We start from the raw sequence: 17,890 nt of genomic DNA, 5'->3' as shown, positions 1-17,890 counted from the left end.
GATCAAATCATATTTCGAGGTGAATACATGACCCAGACAGCCGTTGCGTTGACCACAGATGCACGTTCCGCCATTGCCGAAGCATTGAACCAATCCGTCGCGGAAACCGCCGTGACCACGATGTTGGCACAGAATTTTCACTGGAACGTCAAAGGCATGGCCTTTGGTCCCCTGCACGACCTGTTCCAACAGATGTATGAAGACCATTTTGTCGCTCAAGACGATCTGGCCGAACGTATTCGTGCGCTTGACGTGCATGCGGAAGGGACGCTTGCCGGGATGCTGAAACGCTCGAAAATCCACGAACATGACGGCCATGCAACGGATCAGGAAATGATCCGCGTGATGAAAGAAGCGCAGGAAACGCTGGCCTCCACCCTTGCGGGATGTGGTGCGCTGGCCGCTGAGCATGGTGATACGCTTACCGAAGATCTTTGCATCGCGCGCGGCCAGACCCATGAGAAATTCGCTTGGTTCCTGCGGGCGCATCTGGCCGGTTGAACCCGACCATAATCGACTAAATCGCGGTCAGAGGATATCCTTGGCCGCGATTTTTCGTTTCGCCAGCTTCTTGCGATAAGCCTGCTCCCAATGCTTGTATTTGCCCAGACGCGCCTGTTGCGCGATTAGCATTGTTACAAACCCAGCGCGATGGGCGTCTTTCTTCAGCGCCTTGAACATCGACTTTTGCGCCTTGGTCATCGAACATCCGATGCAATGTCCTTGGCGTTTGAATTTGCACACATCAATACAGGGGCTGGGTGTTTTCGGCATCGCTATATCCTTGCTGGCATTATAGCTGGGATGGGTCTGTCTGAATTGCAACACGCGCCCAAAGATCAAAATGATCCGGGCGCGTGTAAGCCACTGGTATCAGTGGCAAACATATGACGGTTACGGGGAACATACCGCCATATTCTGTCCGCTCTTATTGGAAAACAGCGTTGGGATCATCAAGGCTGTCTGAGCCCTCAAATGCAATCTGATCCACACCCAGAGCGGTAACGGCGCGTTCAATCGAGCGGGTTTGATCGACCAGCGCGTCAACCGCCCCCATGATCAACGCCTCCCCTTTGGCATTTCCGCGTTCCAGCATCATGTCATAGGCAAAACCGGCTTCTGCGGCCGTTTTCATTTCGGACATTTCAAGCATGGTGGTATCCAGCCTGGCGCGCAGTTCTGCATCAACACCCGCATCCGCTGCGGCGACCAGCGAGGACAGCGATGCACCCGCCACAACCGTGCCGTCAATGCCCGTGTAGCTGCCCAAATAGACGTTGCGAATGCCAAGCGCGTCAAAAAAATGGCTGTTATGGGTGTTATCCGAGAAACAATCATGCTCCTCTTCGGGATCGTTCAGTAACAGTCCAAGACGCATCCGCTCGCCCGCCTGCTCACCGTAGCTCAGCGAGCCCATGCCCGTCAGGATGGTCGCAATCCCGGCGGTTTCATCGCCCAACACCGTGCTGCGCGCGGCCCCATCACCCTGCCACTGTGCCACCATCCATTCCAGATCGGACACCAGCAGTTCGGTAGCAGCAACCAGATACGCGCCGCGTCGATCACAATTGCCGTTGGAGCAGGTCGCGCCCATGGCATAATCCGTCCAGGGCCGGTTCCCCGCACCGGCACCGTGACCGTTCAGATCCTGACCCCAGAGCAGAAATTCGATCGCGTGATAGCCGGTGGCCACATTGCTTTCCACACCGTCCGCCTCATGCAACGCGCCCTCAAGCAAGGCAGGCGTGATTTGTGCCGCGTCGATGGTTTGACCCGAAAGGGTGAAAGACGGGTTGGCGATCACGTTCAGAACGGCATATTCGTTTTCATCCGTGGCACCGCCATAGGTCGCATCGACGTAATCGATCAGCCCCTCATCGAGCGGCCATGCGTTCACCTTGCCCTCCCAGTCATCCACGATGGCATTGCCGAAACGATAGACTTCCGTCTGTTGATAAGGCACGCGGGACGCCAACCATGCCGCCCTGGCCGCTTGCAGGTTTTCGGCTGACGGGTTGGCGGTCAGGGCATTCACCGCCTCCAGCAGCGATTGCGCCGTCGTTAGGCTATCGGTGTATTTCGCCAGCGCGATGTCGGCGTAATTGTCAAGCACGGCTGCTTTATCCGCAAAGGCTGGCGATGCAATCATCGCAACGGTGCCGAGGATGGCTGATAATCTGGTTTTCATGGATTGGCTTCCCTTTGGATTGAAAACGATTGGTTAATGAAGCCGCACGACATTGTGCGGCATGTCAGGTTTTGGCTGCGCACCTTGATTGGCGCTGATGATCTGAATGGATGTGCCGACCTGCGCCGCCATCAGGGCCACACGCACGGCATGTGCGGGTATCACAACAAGGGCCGCGACCATCGCCGCATCATCCAATTCACCCGTGCAAGCCGCTTTGACGATGTGCAGGAACACAGCCTCATCTGCGCCCAGGCAGTCACACTGCACCTCATGGCGCACCAGCGGGCGGCGGGCGAATGTGGACAGGGTGTTGATCAGATCCTCGAAGACGCGCATTTCAGCGACGGCCTTTCCCTGTGGCAGGTTCACGGCATAGCCATTCCAAACCTCCGCCTGCCCTTCCGGACCATGGCACCACAGGCGCAGATCGCGGATCAATAACGCCTCCCAATCCTCCAGCGTCGAAAGATGACCCATCATGGCGCCGCCACGTTTATAATGCTCCGGTGTCATTTGGTCAGGATCAACTTGCCTGCCCGCGTGATGCGCAGCAGATAGGTTTGGCCGTCCAGGATCAGACGGGCCTGATCCCCGCCCTGCACGATATGTCGCACATCATATGCGGGTAATTCTTCGCTCTTGGGCTGAACTGTGGTGGTGCGCGGGGGGCTTTGCAGGGTTGGCATCACTTTGCGCCCTCCAAACGGTCGATCAGATGCTCGATCGAAAGGCCGCCACCGTATTGCCCTTCTGCCGCATGTTGCAGAATTTCGCGCCAATAATTGTCGTTCTGATCGGGTATCTGCGCAGCTTGTGGGGATGGTGACGGCATAGAACGTGTTACATTCAGGTCTGTCATCTTTGCCTCCGGGGGTGTGGATTTCCGGGCTTGCCCAATACGGGTGGCTGGGAAGACTATGGTGTTGACCCCCCTGCGAAAGGGGGAAGAAGACGGGCAGCAGAGGCCGCCCGTTGCGAAAATTCACGTCATGTCCAACCGGTTTCGTCAAAAAACTGTTGGGCATGGGGTAGGGATTTGGCCATGGCGCTCAGATCTGAGGCAAATGGCCAGGTGCAGCCACGGCGCGGCGCATCAGCAGGGTATTCGTCTTTGCCAGCATGCGGTGCCTGATCCGGGGCCAGCTGTGCCGGGAACCCGACCCAATCGGCTTTGCCATCGGTCCAATCAGCTTCGATCCCCCTGGCTTCGCTGAAATCGGGAGCCGGGCACGCATCAGCATCGCAATGACGTGAGGCATACAGATCCAATGCGCCCCCGGCAAAGGCCGATGCCGATGCCGATGCCAATGCCGATGCAAGCGCCCCCGTCGCCGTCGTTGTTGTCCTCGCCGTCGTTAATCGCGCCGTGGTTAATTTCGTCAAAGAACGTGACACTGTCACTCTCCATCGCTTTGTTTACTAAAACAGTCAGATACTAAGTGATGACATAAATCAAGCTTCCTGATTGTTTTTGTCGGGAAATATTTTTTCCTATATAACCAGAACCCGAGGCCATTCAGGCTACCCTAATTCGCCGATATCCGCGTCAAGCTTAAAAAAATAGAGGTTCGAAGGATTGGGGAACGTTTGGGGATTCGGATTGCGTGTGGGCGCGTCTTGAGACCAATATTCCGGGAAAAGCAGGTGATAATGGCGTGACGGCCCAGCCTGATCGTAAGCGATGGGGTGGACGCCCCCGGCGGCATCGAATGTGCCAAGGTAGTGGGGAAACCTTCTACGAGGAGAGCGTCCATGAATGAGGTTAGCATTATCGGCCTGGATCTGGCCAAGAACATACTTCAGGCGCATGGTGCCGGAGCCGATGGATTGGTTGTGTTCTGGCGCAAGTTGTCACGTGCTGAGCTGTTAAAATTTCTGAGCGAGCTGCCGCCATGCTTGGTGGCAATGAAGGCCTGTGCGAGTGCCCATCACTGGGGGCGGGCGATCGGCGATCTCGGTCACACAGCCAGGTTGATCCCGCCTGCCCACGTCAAACCTTTTGTGAAGCTGACCTGCGCCCCTTAAACTCCTCTAAATTTATGTAGAGTCTGCCCACCAACAGGACGGACAAATGAAGGCACGTTTCACGGACGAACAAATCATAGCAATGATCAAGGAACAGGAAGCTGGCGAGAAGACTGCTGATGTATGTCGGCGGCATGCATTGCCCGGCAGGCGATTGCGAAGCAATCCACAATGCGATCTGTCTTGGCAACCTTGCGGGAATTTGTCCTGTGGCTTTCTCAGCAAGATGGGTTTCGCAGCCGTATCAGAGCGGCAGACGCGGATTATTTCAATCTATCGCGTCGCGATGAAGCAGAGGCCCGCGCGGCCCCGCCACGTCCTGCACCCAGCATAAACCAAGCCAATCGCGCCCTTGACCTTATGCCCAGCGCCACACCACAACAAAAGCGCGACAAGGCTGTCTTTGCCCTTCTTTGCCTAACAGGTGTTCGTGTCGCGGCTTTGGTATCGCTCAAGATCAAACACATTAATCTGCGGGAACAATCTGTCACCCAAAACCCACGCGAGGTGGCCACCAAATTTGGCAAGGTCATTGATACCTTCTTTGCCAAAGGATTTGATGATGCAGAAACCGCCCTTGCGGACTGGATGACCTATTGCGATGAGGTGGCCCTTTACGGTCCCGATGATCCATTGTTTTCAGCAACCGCTATAGCCGCCAACTCAAATTTAGGTTTCGCAGCAAACGGCTTTACCCGTGAACATTGGAAAACCACCGAACCCGTGCGCAAAATTGTTCGCATAGCGTATGATGCTGCAGGCATTCCCAACTACGGCCCGCATGCCTTTCGTCACATGCTTGCACGCCATGCAGCCAAACATTGCACGTCCGTGGCAGAACTCGTCGTCACCTCTCAAAACCTCGGGCACACAGATGTCTTGACCACCTTGCGCAGTTACGGCCAAATCAGCCGCGATGCACAACGCAAGTTGATTACGGGAACTACGTCTGATGTGGATTGAAACTGCCCAATCTAAGCAACAGCTCGATGTGGGAATAAATGTGGGAACGAAATAAAAAATTATCTTATTTCCGTTTAAAAACAACATGTTGTAAATTGATCATGGCGGAGCGACAGGGATTCGAACCCTGGAGACGGTCTCCCGCCTACACACTTTCCAGGCGTGCGCCTTCGACCACTCGGCCACCGCTCCATATAAGTGGTTTAGCGCGCTCCTGGCAAGATGTGCAAGAGGCAAATCTTAATTTGTAACGTAATAAGCTAATCTCTCCGAGGACAAAACGATTTCGACGCAATGCTGGAATGGCGCGGAGCACGAGCCAATGAATCAAGTCTGGAATTATGCGCTCGACACCGTTCTGTCGCTTGATGCAGATGCGAGCACTATTCAATAAAACACCTTTGTTGCACAGCTGTAGTGAGACACTAAGTATTGCAGTAACTGGAAGACCATCGAAGAACACGGAAGAGGCAAACAAAAAGAGCTTTTGGTAGGTGGCCGTCACCAGTCTGATTTTCTCCATTGAAGACATCGGATTGTAGGCCGAAATGCATGTCCGCAAATTACCTCACCAATGCGGTATCTTGCGTCTGATCGCAGGCGGTCAGGTGCCGCTCGTGACACGTGTCTTTGCGCGTGAGGGCGTCAAGGGGCTGGAGCGGTGCTTCCCAGCGCAGATCCGCACGGAAAAAGGCGAGCAGACAGTGATTTCAGACTCGCGCACCATCTGTGAAACCCTCCCCAGCACCGGCGACCTCAAAGCCACAGCCCAGCAGGTCGCGAGTGCCATGAATGCGCAGTTGCGGGCGGAGGGCGGAGCGATGAACAACAAACTCTCAGACCTCAATGATCACCTGTTCATGCAGCTGGAGCGTCTTTCTGATGAAAGCCTGTCGCCCGAGGACATACACAAAGAGGTGAAGCGCGCGGGCGCGCTGGTCGCCGTCGCCGATCATATCAGCAGCAATGCCGATCTTCAGTTCAAGGCCGCGAAGCTCTTTGCCGAGCATGGCGACAAGGTCCTGGGCCACCTGCCCCAGATCATCGGGAGTTCCTCGAAATGAAGGGGAAACAGATCACATACAGCGAATTGGAGCTGACTGGCTCGAGATCCGCAAGGAGACCCCGCGCCGCGAGCTGCAATGGGCGGCGTGGTCCAGATCATCCTGAACCTGTCCGACCTTTGGGAGGACATCGCCGGTCCACTCGAGGGCACTCGACTTGGCACGATTGACACCATCGAGAGCGCCACGACCGGCGCATAGATACGCCACTTTCAAGGCGTCGAAAGGCGCGGCGGAATTCGTCCAGACCTTCAAGAATATCGACATCTACAACAATCTGGTTTGGGACATCAATCTTGCGGGTTTGTACTGCTAACGCCACCCACAAAAAGACGGGCCAGACGGTGCCATTGAAGGCGTTCGCTGGCGCTTTAACACGGTCTATAACGCCAACCGCGCAGGCACCGGGCGCGGCCTGAACTTGTCGGGGTGGTCCTACGCTGATTTCGTATCTGCTGGCGTTGTCAGCGACTTTGAATTTATCGGGAATATCATCTGGAATGACACAGATGACATCAAGGTTCTGAACACGTTCATCAGCGTAACGGGCTTCACGGTTGATGACAATCTCAACGCGCAGGATGGCGATTATGTCGGCACTGATCCGCTGTTTGTTGATCCCGACGCGGCGGTGGTCATCGGCGAAGGCCATCGCCCAACGATCACAGTTCCAGATCTGACGCTTGCAGACGGATCACCAGCCAAGGGCATTGTGTCTGGTTATTCTGAGGCTCCATTTGATCTTAACCTTGATGGCACGCTGCGCACAGATCCGGCATATGCTGGCATGCAATCAGATCCCGTTGCCCTTGAGGTTGTCGGCAATGATGCCGGTACAGTAACGGTCAATGAACTCGGTAGTGGTGATCTTAGCGTTGCGCCTGTAGCGGCAGCAGCAGTCACGGCGGTGTGGGTTCCCCCTCGATCTTTGTGGATGGCTCGGCAATTGGCAGCACACGCGCCAATCTTCACACAGCCGTTTCAACAGGGTCTAAGGTCTACGTCGAATATTCCGGGCTTGATCTGTCAGCAGCACCGTGGGCATCCATCGCACTGTTTGGGGCCAATGATGGCCTGAACTTTCCGTATCTCGGCTCAGCAAATGACATAGTTCTTATGCCAACACCAAACGCGCAAGGCTTGGCCGATATTCGAGCGGCAGTTAAAGCGCGACACTCTTCAATAACAGGACTGTAAAATGCCGATACGTTTAGAAAGTTCTGCAAAATCGGGCTACGTCAACCATATCGTCAAACAAGGGGCGGATACCACATTTGGCGACGTGATGAACTGGGGGGATACCGGACCTGATCAAAACATCACATGCACCCTGAGCGTCAACGCCAGCGGCTTTGGTGCATCAGGGACCGCGTCACCCTTTCTCAACATCTGCAAATCAATGACGCCGCTGGCTTTTGGGATCAGCGGCACCAAGATTGAATACCCGGAAATCGTTGCGGGGGGCTACACTGACGCAATCGGCTATGTAACGGCCAGACCGCCAGAAGCAACGTCAGGTCTATGGGCGCTCTGGTCTTGGCAGGGGCCGGGATTTGAGCCGTTAGCTGGTCGATATCGCTTCACCTACACGGGGGATCAAATTACCGGGACGTTGGGCATTTCGGTTGTCTCGAACACGCCGGGGGAATTGATCTTTAACATTGGCGAAACACCCGGCCAGTTTGGATGGTTTTGGGCTACAATCACGCCAAGCAATTACCCGCAAAACTTTGTTTGTGTTCGAGAGGATTACCAGGACCTTTACGACGCAGGCGAGATATTCAACCCTGAGTACATCGCATCGCTGCGCGGTTTGAGCCAATTACGCCACCTCAACACGCTGGGTATCAACGGCAGTGAGATGGACAGCATTAACGATTTTCCAATTGAAGACAATCCATTCTGGTCGCCCATACCCTTGTCGGTGATTATGAAGCTGCACAACAAAACAAAGATAGATCCGTGGATATGTATGCCACATCGCGCGATGCAGATTGCAGGTCCGGGCATTGTGGATACGACTTTTGCGCGTGATCTGTGCGGATACCTCAAGGCCAATCTGGACCCGTCACTGATCGCCTACATTCAAAACAGCAATGAGACGTGGAATTCTACCTTTGACCAGTTTGCAGAGGTGTTCAACGAGGCCCGCGACCGGGGTTGGTCTGATGTAAACAACAGCGTGTCTTATTGGGCCATGGCGGATGTTGTTTTGGCTCAAGCGTGCAAGGAAGAATACGGCGCAGAGGCAGCAACCAGACTGCACTACTCAGCCGGATCGCAGGCAGCAAGCGCGGGCGTTACCTCGCAGTTCGCGACCGCAAGTGTCTGGCAGAGTGAAGAGCCGGATAACTGGATCGACCCGGCTACGGTTCTTGATAGTATTTGCGTGGCCTCGTATTTTGGCAGCGGGTTTATCTCGGCACCAAATGAGATCGCTAACCTAAAAGCGCGCGTCGATGCGGGCGATACAGAGCAAGAACTGATCACTTATATCGATGGTCGGATTGGCGCTCTGGATTACATCGGTCAGGCGATTGGGTGGTTGCAAGCGAGCAAGACAGCGGCAGGAAGCATCCCTCTGATCCTCTACGAGGGCGGCACGCATATTCAACACTGGTTCGCGGTGCAGGGTGTATCAGAGGCCGATTACGAGGCTTGCATCCCCGCTTTGACTGCATACTCATACTCACCCGAACTTGCGGCAAGATATGCAACGCTGATGGACGCCTGGGCATTGATCGGTGACGGTCAACACATGGATTATAATCATATCGGCCAGCCGGGGAAATTCGGTGCTTTCGGCATGGCGAGGTCGCTTAATGATTTCGATAATCCGCGCGCAAGTTATCAGATCGCCAGGAGCGTGACAGAGACGCCTTGGTGGGATGATCCGCGCAGGGGAGTGCAGTGCAGATATTGGCGAAGCGGACTTGAGCACCTTCGAAACCTGTTTGAAAGGCGTTCAAAGCTGTTTTTGACAAAACCGTTTGCTGCAATTATCTCTGTCATTCACTGCAGAAATCCTTGTCGCGCTACAAGCGCTACAAACAACAACCACAATTGCAAGCCAGTGGCCCCCTTTACCCCTCGCACCGTAATCCTTATACAAAGACTAAGAATAGATAGTGAGGCTCGCGATGAACAACGTAACCGAACCGCTGGAGGGTGCGCCGCTGATTGCGCCCTCAACAACTGACCACCCGCTTTACGAGCAAATCGTGGAGGCGTGTCGCTCCGTTTATGACCCCGAAATTCCAGTCAATATATACGAACTCGGACTAATCTATACCATTGATATAAATGAACAAAGTGAAGTTTTTATCAAGATGTCCCTGACCGCGCCCGGCTGTCCTGTCGCCGGCGAGATGCCCGGATGGGTGGCGGATGCGGTGGAACCGATCGCGGGCGTGAAACACGTTAATGTCGAACTGGTCTGGGAACCGCCCTGGGGCATGGATATGATGTCGGATGAGGCGCGTCTTGAACTCGGCTTCATGTAATTTCTGCAAATGAAATCCGAAAAAGAGAAGATGATCGCCGGTGAACTCTACCGGGCGGGCGATCCTGAATTGGTGCGGGACCGGGCGCGCAGTCAGGATCTGCAACGCCGCTACAACGCGACGATTGTGACGGATGCCAAAGACCGCAAAGACATTCTGGATCAATGGCTTGGAAGTCGCGGTTCACGCGGATCGGTCCGCGCGCCCTTTTATGTCGATTACGGCTATAACATCCATTTGGGCGAGGATGTGTTCTTCAATAACGGTTGCGTCTTGCTGGACGGCTGCACCATCCACATCGGCGATAAAACTCAAATCGGTCCGATGGTTCAAATCCTCACTGCTGACCACCCGCGCCGGGCCGAAGATCGCGACGCGGGGCTGGAATTCAGCCGGGCGGTTCGAATTGGGCGCAATGTCTGGATCGGCGGGGGCGCATTGATCATGCCGGGCGTCACAGTCGGAGATGATGCGATCATCGGTGCGGGGTCGGTGGTCACCCGCGATGTGGCACCAGGCACGACGGTCGCGGGAAATCCCGCACGACCGCTTGTTCCACGCAGCGATACTGCTTAGATTAGGCGCAAAGGAGAGTTTCCATGTTTGGTATCCCCGGAAAACAGGCCGTGACCCTGACCCCGAAGGCCGCGTCACAAGTGGCCAAGCTGATGACATCCGCAGGTCATGCGGGTCTGCGCATCGGCATCAAGAAGGGTGGCTGTGCGGGCATGGAATATACCATGGAATACGTCGAAACCACCGATCCCAATGATGAGGTCGTGGAGCAGGACGGCGCGCGCGTGATGATCGCGCCGATGGCGCAGATGTTCCTGTTCGGGACCGAAATCGACTATGAAACCTCGCTGCTGGAAAGCGGGTTCAAGTTTCGCAACCCCAATGTGACCGAAGCCTGTGGCTGCGGCGAGTCCATCAAGTTCGGCTGATCATCGCGGTTTTTGCAAATGCACGTAGGTCTCGGAAAATCGCCGGGACAGATGTTCCCCCGCCACGATGGTATTACCGGAACCGCGCGGCGCGATATTCGTGTCATAAGATGGGTTAAAAAACAGCGGGATGGAAATACGTTCGCGGTCCGTGCCGATCACCCGGTGCGGTGTCGCCTTGACCAGGCCATCGGTCCAGATTTCCATCATTTCCCCGAAATTGATCACGAATTCGCCGGGCGGGGCCGAAACCGGGATCCAGCCGCCACCGCGTTTGCGCACTTCCAGGCCCGGCGCGCCATCGGTGGCCAGCAACGTCAGGCAACCGTAATCAGTATGGGTCGCGATTCCGAAATCACGCGCGGTCGCCCAAGCGGGCCGCGCCGGGTAATAATTACCGCGTAACAACGCCATTGGCGTCTCAAAGGATTGGTCGAAATAATCATCGGGCGCCTCAATGGCGCGCGCGATCCCGCGCAACACATCCATCGCAACGCCGCGTGCCTGATCGTAATAGTGCTCGATATCACTTTGAAAATCCGGCAGGGCCTGAGGCCATTGGTTTGGCGCGTAAACGGCTAATTTGCTGCGCGGATCATCCGCTGGCAGGCTAAACCCACTGTCAAAGAACTGTTTGAAATCGGGATTTGCCGCCGGGTCGACCTGTTCAGAGCCCGACGCGCCCCAACCCCGGTTTGCGCCCGTGCGCGACATGTCGAGGTCAATTTTATCGGCCTCTGGCAGCAGAAAGAACCTGCGGTACTGCGCGAGCACCGCATGCATTCGTTTGGGGGTGATATCGGTGTTGAAGACGGTGAAAAAACCAATGCCCGTTGCGGCTTCATGCAGCCGGTCCAGCGTGTTGGCGTCGCGCGCCATCAGTAATCTGGCATCCAATCTTGGGATCATGGCAACCTCCGAACCCTTTCTACGCCCCTGCCATACCAAAGCAGCGCGTGCAAGCGCAGCTGGCCGATTGCCGCGCGGCGATCATGCTGATACCAAGGGTTATATTCACATCAGGAGCGTTTCATGCGGCGGAAAATGGCAGCGGGCAATTGGAAAATGAACGGCACACAGGCTGATCTCAACGTGCTGGACGACCTCAATGCGACCCATGGTTCAAGCCCTTGTGACATTGTGATCTGCCCCCCCGCGCCGCTGTTGATTTTGGCTGTTGCGCGCTCTGCGAAAGGTGTTGTTGCCATTGGGGCGCAGGATTGCCACCCCGAGCCGAAAGGGGCCTTCACCGGAGACATCAGCGCCGGCATGATTGTCGATACCGGTGCGGGTCATGTCATTGTGGGCCATTCCGAACGCCGCGAGGCTTACGGCGACACGGATGCGCAGGTCCGCGCCAAGGGGGAAGCCGCGCAGGGGGCCGGTTTGATCGCGATTGTCTGCATTGGGGAGAGCCTGGCACAGCGCGAGGCCGGGGACGCCCTGCCCGTTCTCAAAGCCCAGCTTGCCGGGTCCGTGCCAGAGGCAAGCACGGGTGCCAATCTCGTTGTCGCCTATGAGCCGATCTGGGCCATTGGCACTGGCAAGATCCCCACACTGGAGCAGATCGGCGAGGTTCACGGCGTGTTGCGCGCAGAACTGGTGGCGCGGTTTGGCGATGAAGGCGATGCGATCCGCCTGCTTTATGGCGGGTCGGTAAAGCCGGGCAATGCGGCAGATATTTTCGCCACGCCTGAGGTTGATGGCGCATTGGTCGGCGGAGCGAGCCTGAAAGCAGAAGATTTTTCGCCGATCATCGAGGCGCTTGCCGCCAGCTGAACCGGTCGATGAAGGGCGCGCCGAAGATGTGAACCGACAGCGCGCCTTTGGCTATTTTATGATGATCTCAGGCCCCATCACCAGCGTCGGCAACCAGGTCGAGATGATCGGTATATAGGTCACCATGATCAGGAACACAAAGAGCACGGCCGTGAAGGGCAGTGCGGCCTTGACCACCGACATCATCGGCATATTGGCCACGCCAGAGGTCACAAAGAGGTTGAGGCCCACCGGCGGTGTGATCATGCCGATTTCCATGTTGACCACCATGATGATGCCGAGATGAATAGGGTCGATGCCCAGCTCGATGGCAATCGGGAATACCAAGGGGGCCACGATGACCAAGAGGCCCGAGGGTTCCATGAACTGGCCACCGATCAGCAGGATGACGTTTACGATTACCAGGAAGATGATCGGCCCGAAGCCCGCATCCAGCATGGCGGCCGCGATCTGCTGCGGGATCTGCTCATCGGTCAGCACGTGCTTGAGGATCAGCGCATTGGCGATGATGAACATCAGGGTCACAGTCAGCTTGCCCGCCTCAAACAGCGTTTTCTTGGTGTCGCGGTGGAAAAACGCCGTGACCAGCGCGATGGGTTTGCGCATCAGGGTCAGGTTTTGGGTGTCATCGCCCTTGACGTGCAACGGCCCCATGTCGCGATAGACGAAACAGGCAATGAAAAACGCATAGACCGCTGCGACCGCCGCCGCCTCGGTTGGCGTGAAGATACCGCCATAGATGCCCCCCAGAATGATCACGATCAGGAACAGGCCCCAGCCGGCCTCGCGCCCGGCCTCGAAAACCTCTCCCCAACCGCGCCATTCCCCTTTGGGTAAATCGCGTATCCGGGCGATGATATAGATGGTGATCATCAACATGGACCCGGCCAAAAGGCCCGGAATGACCCCGGCCAGGAACATGCGCCCCACCGAGACATCCGTGGCCGAGGCATAGACGACCATGACAATGGAGGGTGGGATCAGGATCCCCAGCGTGCCCGCATTGGCGATGACACCGGCGGCGAAATCCTTGGTATAGCCGACCTGTCGCATCCCCGCGATGACGATGGAGCCGATGGCCACGACCGTTGCCGGAGAGGAGCCTGAGAGCGCCGCAAAGAGCATACAGGCGAAAACCCCCGCAATCGCCAGACCGCCGGGGAAATGCCCGACAAGTGCGATGGAAAACCGGATGATGCGCCGTGCCACGCCGCCCGTGGACATGAAGCTGGAGGCGAGAATGAAAAACGGGATGGCGAGCAGCGTATAATGGCCTGCCATCGCCTGAAACAGGGTCTGGGCAATGGAGGCCAGCGAGGTATCGCCGAGCACCAGCAGGAACACGATGGAGGACATGCCCAGGCTGACCGCGATCGGCACGCCGATCAGCATCAGCCCAATCACCATGGTAAAGAGGATTGCGACTTCCATGGGCCTAATTCCCCGAATTCATGTGTTTGACGGCTTCGACCTCGTCTTCGGCCTCATGGCTGACGATCAGGCTGGTGGCATCGCCCCGTACCAATCGCACCGTCGCCTGAATGAAGCGAAAGAGCAGCAATCCCATGCCAAAAGGCAACATCGCATAGGGGATGAAGCGCGGGATTTTCTCATAGGCCTCGCCCTGATTGAAGATCGGCTCGATCCAGCGCAACCAGTCGGGCATCGGCATATCGACGACCTCATACCAGGCCTGATCGCGGGTATTTTCAAACCCCGTGGGGAACCAGCGCCCGGAGGTCGCATCGAACCCCGCAAATGGTGCCCAATAATCCCAAGCCCCTTTGAAAACCAGAAAGGCATAGGCAAGACAAACCGCCGCCGCGATGAGCGCCAGAATGCGCCGGATCGGCGGGGAAAACAGGTTGATCACCGCATCCACACCCAGATGCGCTGTGACCTTGACGCAGTAGCTCACACCAAAGAGCACCAGCCAGGCAAACAGAAACGTCACCGCCTCCAAGCCCCAGATGATCCCGGTATTGAAGCCATACCGCAGCACCACATTGATGAATGTCAGAAGGGTCATCAACCCGAGGATCAGCGCAATCGCCGTCTCCTCTATTTCGTTCACGATCCGACCCAGAATCGTTTCCGCCTCATAGGAATGCGCCATGCGCCCCCCTCCCCCTTGATGATCCACCCGGCCCGCGAAGTCAGGGCCGGGCAGCATTGGTATTGGCTTTAGAAACCGGCGTTGATCGCCTGTGCCGCGTCGATGTTCTCCTGACCGACGTCATCTTTGAATTCTTCCCAGACCGGCTTCATCGTGGCGACCCACTCGGCGCGTCCGGCCTCATCCAGCTTGCGCACAACGCCGCCCGCTGCGATGATATCAGCCTTGGCCTGCTCATTGACGGAGGTGGATTCAGCGTTGCGAACGTTGGTCACTTCCGTGATGATGGTGGCAAGCTGGTCGCGGATATCGCCGTCCAGCGCATCCCACCAATCGGTGGAGGTCACGACCATATAATCGATGATGCCGTGGTTGGTTTCGGTGATACCGTCCTGAACTTCAAAGAATTTTTGGCCGTAGATGTTGGACCATGTGTTCTCCTGACCATCCACAACACCGGTTTGCAGCGCGCCGTAAACCTCAGAGAATGCCATCGGCTGCGGTGAGCCGCCCAGAGCCGCCATCTGCGCCTTGAGCACGTCGGAATTCTGCACGCGGAATTTCAGACCACTGGCATCCGCCGGGCTGTTGAGCGCCACATTGGCCGACATCTGTTTCATACCATTGTGCCAGAACGCCAGCCCCAAAAGGCCCCGGCGCGTCATGGATTCCTTCATCGCCTGACCGGTCTCGGAGGTTTGAAACGCGTCCACGGCCGCGATGTTCTTGAACATGAAGGGCAGATCGAAAATGCGGAACACTTTGGTGAACTGCTCGAATTTGGACAAGGACGGTGCCGCCAGATGCACATCACCCTGCAACAAGACTTCCAAAACCTGGTCATCGTTATAGAGCGTCGAGTTCGGGAACACCTCCATGCAGGCCTTGCCGTTCATCTCTTCGTTCACGCGGGTTTGTAATAGCGAGGCGGCAATGCCCTTGGGGTGACGGTCGGTGTTTGTCACGTGGCTGAACTTGATGACGATCTCACCATCATCACAGGCGGCGGCCACGGCTGAGGCGCTGACGGATAGGGTCAATGCCGTTAAGACAGCGGTCATAGTCTTCATGAGGTTTCCTCCCAGAAACATTGTTTTTTTGATATTGATCGCGTATTTGAACTATAATGCACTAAGCCTCATCAAACAGGCGTTCGCGCATAAGAGCAAGAGATATGATTTTCGAACTGCGCTGCGATTTTTTGATGCTTTTTATCAATGCTGTAAGGGACACTCTTTACCTCGCTTTTCCTTTCAGACCCTGCGCCCTCCTGCAATCAACCACATGTCGAAAAGTAAAGTTGAGTAAGACCTTAGCTGTCGAGTATTCTCCACGCTATCCATTTGGTTTTTTGATTTTGTAGTAATTTTTTTAAATTAAAATCAATTACTTATACGCCAAAAACTTATCCTCTGCTCCTCGCGTCGGGACCCACATGTTCGCTCAGTTTTTTCAAGAAAATGCGAGACTGGAGTGGAGGACGCAAACGCGCACGCAACCCATCGCCACAGAACCGAAAGTAATGAAGGTCGCGCGGCGGATTTGCGGACTTATCAGCAAGCCTGGAAACAGCCCCTTGCCTTGGCACCTGTTTCACGCGTTAAAGAATGTCATGCGATCACTTATTCAATCCCCGCTCGATCCGGTCTTTGTCCAAAATCCCTATGCGCTTTATGCGCGTGTCATGGCGCAGGACCCGGTCCAATACTGGCAGGATTACAAGATGATGGCCGTGTTTGACGCAAAATCTGTACATGCTTTGTTGCGCGACCGCCGTTTGGGACGGGCCGTCCCCTTAGAACACCAAAACCCGGTGCCGGATCATTTGCGGGATTTTCATGCGGTGGAACGTCATTCCATGCTGGATATGGAACCGCCCAATCATACGCGTCTGCGCGGTTTGGTCTTGCGCGCCTTCACGTCGCGGCGCGTCAAGGCGCTTGCGCCGGATATCGACGCGATCTGTGACGACCTTCTTGATGCGTTTCCGACGGAACCCTTTGATCTGAACCTTGCGTTCTGCACTGCCCTGCCCGTCCGTGTCATCGCGCGCTTGCTTGGCGTTCCCGAAGAGATGTCGGACCAGTTGCTGCGCTGGTCCAATGCGATGGTGGCGATGTATCAGGCCAGCCGCACGCATGAGACCGAAATTGCGGCCAATACCGCCGCCGCTGAATTTAGCGCATTCCTGTCGGGCTATATCCAAGAGCGGCGCAGCGATCCGCGCGACGATCTGATCACCCATCTGATTGCCGCCGAGGCGGATGGCGAAAAGCTGAGCCGCGAGGAAATGATCGGGACCTGTATTTTGCTGTTGAATGCCGGGCATGAGGCGACCGTGCACACGATGGGCAATGCGGTGAAGGCGTTGCTGGAACATCAAGCGCCCCTGACCGCTCTGGCACCCAAGGCGATTGCGGGCACGGTCGAGGAAGTGCTGCGCTATGATCCGCCCCTGCATATGTTCACGCGCTATGCTTATGAGGATATCACGGTCGGCGGGCATGAATTAAAGGCGGGCGAACAGGTCGCCCTGATGCTCGGGGCGGCGGGACGGGACCCTGCGCGCTTTGAAAACCCCGACCTGTTCGACCCGTTTCGCGCGCCCGCGCCGCATGTCGCCTTTGGTGGTGGATTACATTTTTGTGTCGGCGCCCCGCTGGCGCGGCTGGAATTGCAATTGGGGCTGCAAAGGCTCTTTGCGCATGCCCCGGATCTGCGGCTCGCTGAAACGCCCGAATATTCCAACAGCTACCATTTTCACGGGCTTGCTCGGCTGATGGTGCGCCAATAACCGCTCAAAGCGGCAGCATCGTGGTAGATTTGATCTCCTCCATGGACAAAAGTGCGGTCACATTATGGACGCGGACTTCCGAAATCAGCGCCTGATAGAAGACGTCATAGGCGCGCGCATTCTTTACCCGCACTTTAAGAATATAATCGATATCTCCGGCCAGACGATGGGCTTCCTGCACTTCCGGGCGATCACGCAGGGCTCTGAGAAATGCCGCCTGCCATTCCGCTTCATGGGCGGAGGTGCGAATGAGAACGAAAAAACAGGCTTCAAAACCCAAGACCTCGGCATCCAGCAAAACCGTCTGCTGTCGGATCACACCCGCGTCGCGTAATTTGCGAATCCGGTTCCACACAGGGGTCTTGGAGGAGCCGATCCGCGCGGCGATTTCATCCAGCGACTGGCTGGCATCGCGTTGCAGCTCGCCGAGGATTTTCCTGTCTACGTCATCGATACGAACGTTCATTCTGATTTTTTCCTCTGCGGGGTCAAATGTTCCATTTTTCAAGAT

Annotated in this window: 21 protein-coding genes, 1 tRNA gene and 2 pseudogenes; 12 read left to right on the top strand and 12 right to left on the bottom strand. The window is 56.1% G+C overall.

Annotated features, from left to right (window positions below; genetic code table 11):
* Positions 1-27 precede the first annotated feature (27 nt).
* Positions 28-501, top strand: a complete 474-nt coding sequence (locus tag ROLI_RS09875) for a Dps family protein (protein ID WP_187430784.1) — start codon at positions 28-30, stop codon at positions 499-501.
* A gap of 27 nt (positions 502-528) precedes the next feature.
* Here the strand turns inward: ROLI_RS09875 and ROLI_RS09870 are convergent, their stop codons facing one another.
* The 6 genes from ROLI_RS09870 to ROLI_RS09845 form a co-directional block, all read right to left on the bottom strand.
* Positions 529-774 carry a DUF1289 domain-containing protein gene (locus tag ROLI_RS09870; protein WP_187430785.1) on the bottom strand — a complete coding sequence of 82 codons (246 nt, stop codon included), beginning with the start codon at positions 772-774 and terminating at the stop codon, positions 529-531.
* Positions 775-928: 154 nt separating this feature from the next.
* On the bottom strand, positions 929-2,188 hold the full coding sequence (locus tag ROLI_RS09865; RefSeq protein ID WP_187430786.1) for an imelysin family protein: 1,260 nt from the start codon (positions 2,186-2,188) through the stop codon (positions 929-931).
* A gap of 33 nt (positions 2,189-2,221) precedes the next feature.
* Entirely contained in the window at positions 2,222-2,671 is a 450-nt protein-coding gene (locus ROLI_RS09860) for a hypothetical protein (RefSeq protein WP_187430787.1), read from the bottom strand.
* 29 nt (positions 2,672-2,700) lie between these two features.
* On the bottom strand, positions 2,701-2,877 hold the full coding sequence (hemP, locus tag ROLI_RS09855; protein WP_187430788.1) for a hemin uptake protein HemP: 177 nt from the start codon (positions 2,875-2,877) through the stop codon (positions 2,701-2,703).
* The gene (locus ROLI_RS09850; protein ID WP_187430789.1) at positions 2,877-3,050 is read right to left on the bottom strand and encodes a hypothetical protein; all 174 of its coding nucleotides are present in this window, start codon (positions 3,048-3,050) and stop codon (positions 2,877-2,879) included. The genes hemP and ROLI_RS09850 overlap by 1 nt, the downstream gene beginning before the upstream one ends.
* A gap of 128 nt (positions 3,051-3,178) precedes the next feature.
* Positions 3,179-3,586 (bottom strand): hypothetical protein, encoded by a 408-nt coding sequence (locus ROLI_RS09845; protein ID WP_187430790.1) that lies wholly within the window; start codon positions 3,584-3,586, stop codon positions 3,179-3,181.
* 357 nt (positions 3,587-3,943) lie between these two features.
* Between ROLI_RS09845 and ROLI_RS09840 the strand changes: the two are divergent.
* The 3 genes and pseudogenes from ROLI_RS09840 to ROLI_RS09835 form a co-directional block, all read left to right on the top strand.
* Positions 3,944-4,198: pseudogene (locus tag ROLI_RS09840) on the top strand (IS110 family transposase); the annotation flags it as partial.
* A gap of 64 nt (positions 4,199-4,262) precedes the next feature.
* A pseudogene (locus ROLI_RS23950) lies at positions 4,263-4,358 on the top strand (transposase); the annotation flags it as partial.
* Positions 4,340-5,179, top strand: a complete 840-nt coding sequence (locus ROLI_RS09835; protein ID WP_338469259.1) for a site-specific integrase — start codon at positions 4,340-4,342, stop codon at positions 5,177-5,179. The pseudogene ROLI_RS23950 and the gene ROLI_RS09835, both read left to right, overlap by 19 nt.
* A gap of 102 nt (positions 5,180-5,281) precedes the next feature.
* On the opposite strand, the gene ROLI_RS09830 is transcribed toward ROLI_RS09835, so the two are convergent.
* Positions 5,282-5,371: transfer RNA gene (locus ROLI_RS09830), tRNA-Ser, on the bottom strand.
* Between the two features lie 392 nt (positions 5,372-5,763).
* Between ROLI_RS09830 and ROLI_RS09825 the strand changes: the two genes are divergently transcribed.
* The 6 genes from ROLI_RS09825 to ROLI_RS09800 all read left to right on the top strand — a co-directional run bounded on the left by ROLI_RS09825 (position 5,764) and on the right by ROLI_RS09800 (position 10,690).
* Positions 5,764-6,243 carry a hypothetical protein gene (locus ROLI_RS09825; protein ID WP_262386527.1) on the top strand — a complete coding sequence of 160 codons (480 nt, stop codon included), beginning with the start codon at positions 5,764-5,766 and terminating at the stop codon, positions 6,241-6,243.
* A 421-nt stretch (positions 6,244-6,664) separates the two neighbouring features.
* Positions 6,665-7,321, top strand: coding sequence for a hypothetical protein (locus tag ROLI_RS09820; RefSeq protein ID WP_187430430.1), 657 nt, complete (start codon positions 6,665-6,667; stop codon positions 7,319-7,321).
* 120 nt (positions 7,322-7,441) lie between these two features.
* Positions 7,442-9,442, top strand: a complete 2,001-nt coding sequence (locus ROLI_RS09815; protein WP_187430429.1) for a hypothetical protein — start codon at positions 7,442-7,444, stop codon at positions 9,440-9,442.
* Positions 9,384-9,746, top strand: a complete 363-nt coding sequence (locus ROLI_RS09810; RefSeq protein ID WP_187430428.1) for an SUF system Fe-S cluster assembly protein — start codon at positions 9,384-9,386, stop codon at positions 9,744-9,746. Before ROLI_RS09815 ends, ROLI_RS09810 begins: the two co-directional genes overlap by 59 nt.
* Before the next feature lie 9 nt (positions 9,747-9,755).
* A complete protein-coding gene (locus ROLI_RS09805) occupies positions 9,756-10,322 on the top strand; it encodes a sugar O-acetyltransferase (RefSeq protein ID WP_187430427.1) in 567 nt (188 codons plus the stop codon).
* A gap of 23 nt (positions 10,323-10,345) precedes the next feature.
* Positions 10,346-10,690 (top strand): iron-sulfur cluster assembly accessory protein, encoded by a 345-nt coding sequence (locus ROLI_RS09800; RefSeq protein WP_187430426.1) that lies wholly within the window; start codon positions 10,346-10,348, stop codon positions 10,688-10,690.
* Here the strand turns inward: ROLI_RS09800 and ROLI_RS09795 are convergent, their stop codons facing one another.
* On the bottom strand, positions 10,691-11,599 hold the full coding sequence (locus ROLI_RS09795) for an isopenicillin N synthase family oxygenase (protein WP_187430425.1): 909 nt from the start codon (positions 11,597-11,599) through the stop codon (positions 10,691-10,693).
* A 123-nt stretch (positions 11,600-11,722) separates the two neighbouring features.
* Here ROLI_RS09795 and tpiA point away from each other — a divergent pair, with 123 nt between their 5' ends.
* On the top strand, positions 11,723-12,469 hold the full coding sequence (gene tpiA, locus ROLI_RS09790) for a triose-phosphate isomerase (RefSeq protein WP_187430424.1): 747 nt from the start codon (positions 11,723-11,725) through the stop codon (positions 12,467-12,469).
* Positions 12,470-12,520: 51 nt separating this feature from the next.
* Here the strand turns inward: tpiA and ROLI_RS09785 are convergent, their stop codons facing one another.
* From ROLI_RS09785 to ROLI_RS09775, 3 genes are all read right to left on the bottom strand, one after another.
* Positions 12,521-13,900 (bottom strand): TRAP transporter large permease, encoded by a 1,380-nt coding sequence (locus tag ROLI_RS09785; RefSeq protein WP_187430423.1) that lies wholly within the window; start codon positions 13,898-13,900, stop codon positions 12,521-12,523.
* A gap of 4 nt (positions 13,901-13,904) precedes the next feature.
* Positions 13,905-14,585, bottom strand: coding sequence for a TRAP transporter small permease (locus ROLI_RS09780; RefSeq protein ID WP_187430422.1), 681 nt, complete (start codon positions 14,583-14,585; stop codon positions 13,905-13,907).
* Between the two features lie 68 nt (positions 14,586-14,653).
* The gene (locus ROLI_RS09775; protein WP_187430421.1) at positions 14,654-15,655 is read right to left on the bottom strand and encodes a DctP family TRAP transporter solute-binding subunit; all 1,002 of its coding nucleotides are present in this window, start codon (positions 15,653-15,655) and stop codon (positions 14,654-14,656) included.
* 542 nt (positions 15,656-16,197) lie between these two features.
* On the opposite strand from ROLI_RS09775, the gene ROLI_RS09770 reads away from it, so the two are divergent.
* Positions 16,198-17,379 carry a cytochrome P450 gene (locus ROLI_RS09770; RefSeq protein WP_187430420.1) on the top strand — a complete coding sequence of 394 codons (1,182 nt, stop codon included), beginning with the start codon at positions 16,198-16,200 and terminating at the stop codon, positions 17,377-17,379.
* Between the two features lie 4 nt (positions 17,380-17,383).
* On the opposite strand, the gene ROLI_RS09765 is transcribed toward ROLI_RS09770, so the two are convergent.
* The gene (locus ROLI_RS09765) at positions 17,384-17,845 is read right to left on the bottom strand and encodes an Lrp/AsnC family transcriptional regulator (RefSeq protein WP_187430419.1); all 462 of its coding nucleotides are present in this window, start codon (positions 17,843-17,845) and stop codon (positions 17,384-17,386) included.
* Between the last annotated feature and the right edge of the window lie 45 nt (positions 17,846-17,890).

Source organism: Roseobacter fucihabitans (assembly GCF_014337925.2).
Classification (GTDB): domain Bacteria; phylum Pseudomonadota; class Alphaproteobacteria; order Rhodobacterales; family Rhodobacteraceae; genus Roseobacter; species Roseobacter fucihabitans.
Note: the sequence above shows the minus strand (reverse complement) of the source record. Positions and strands in the feature narration are given on the sequence as shown.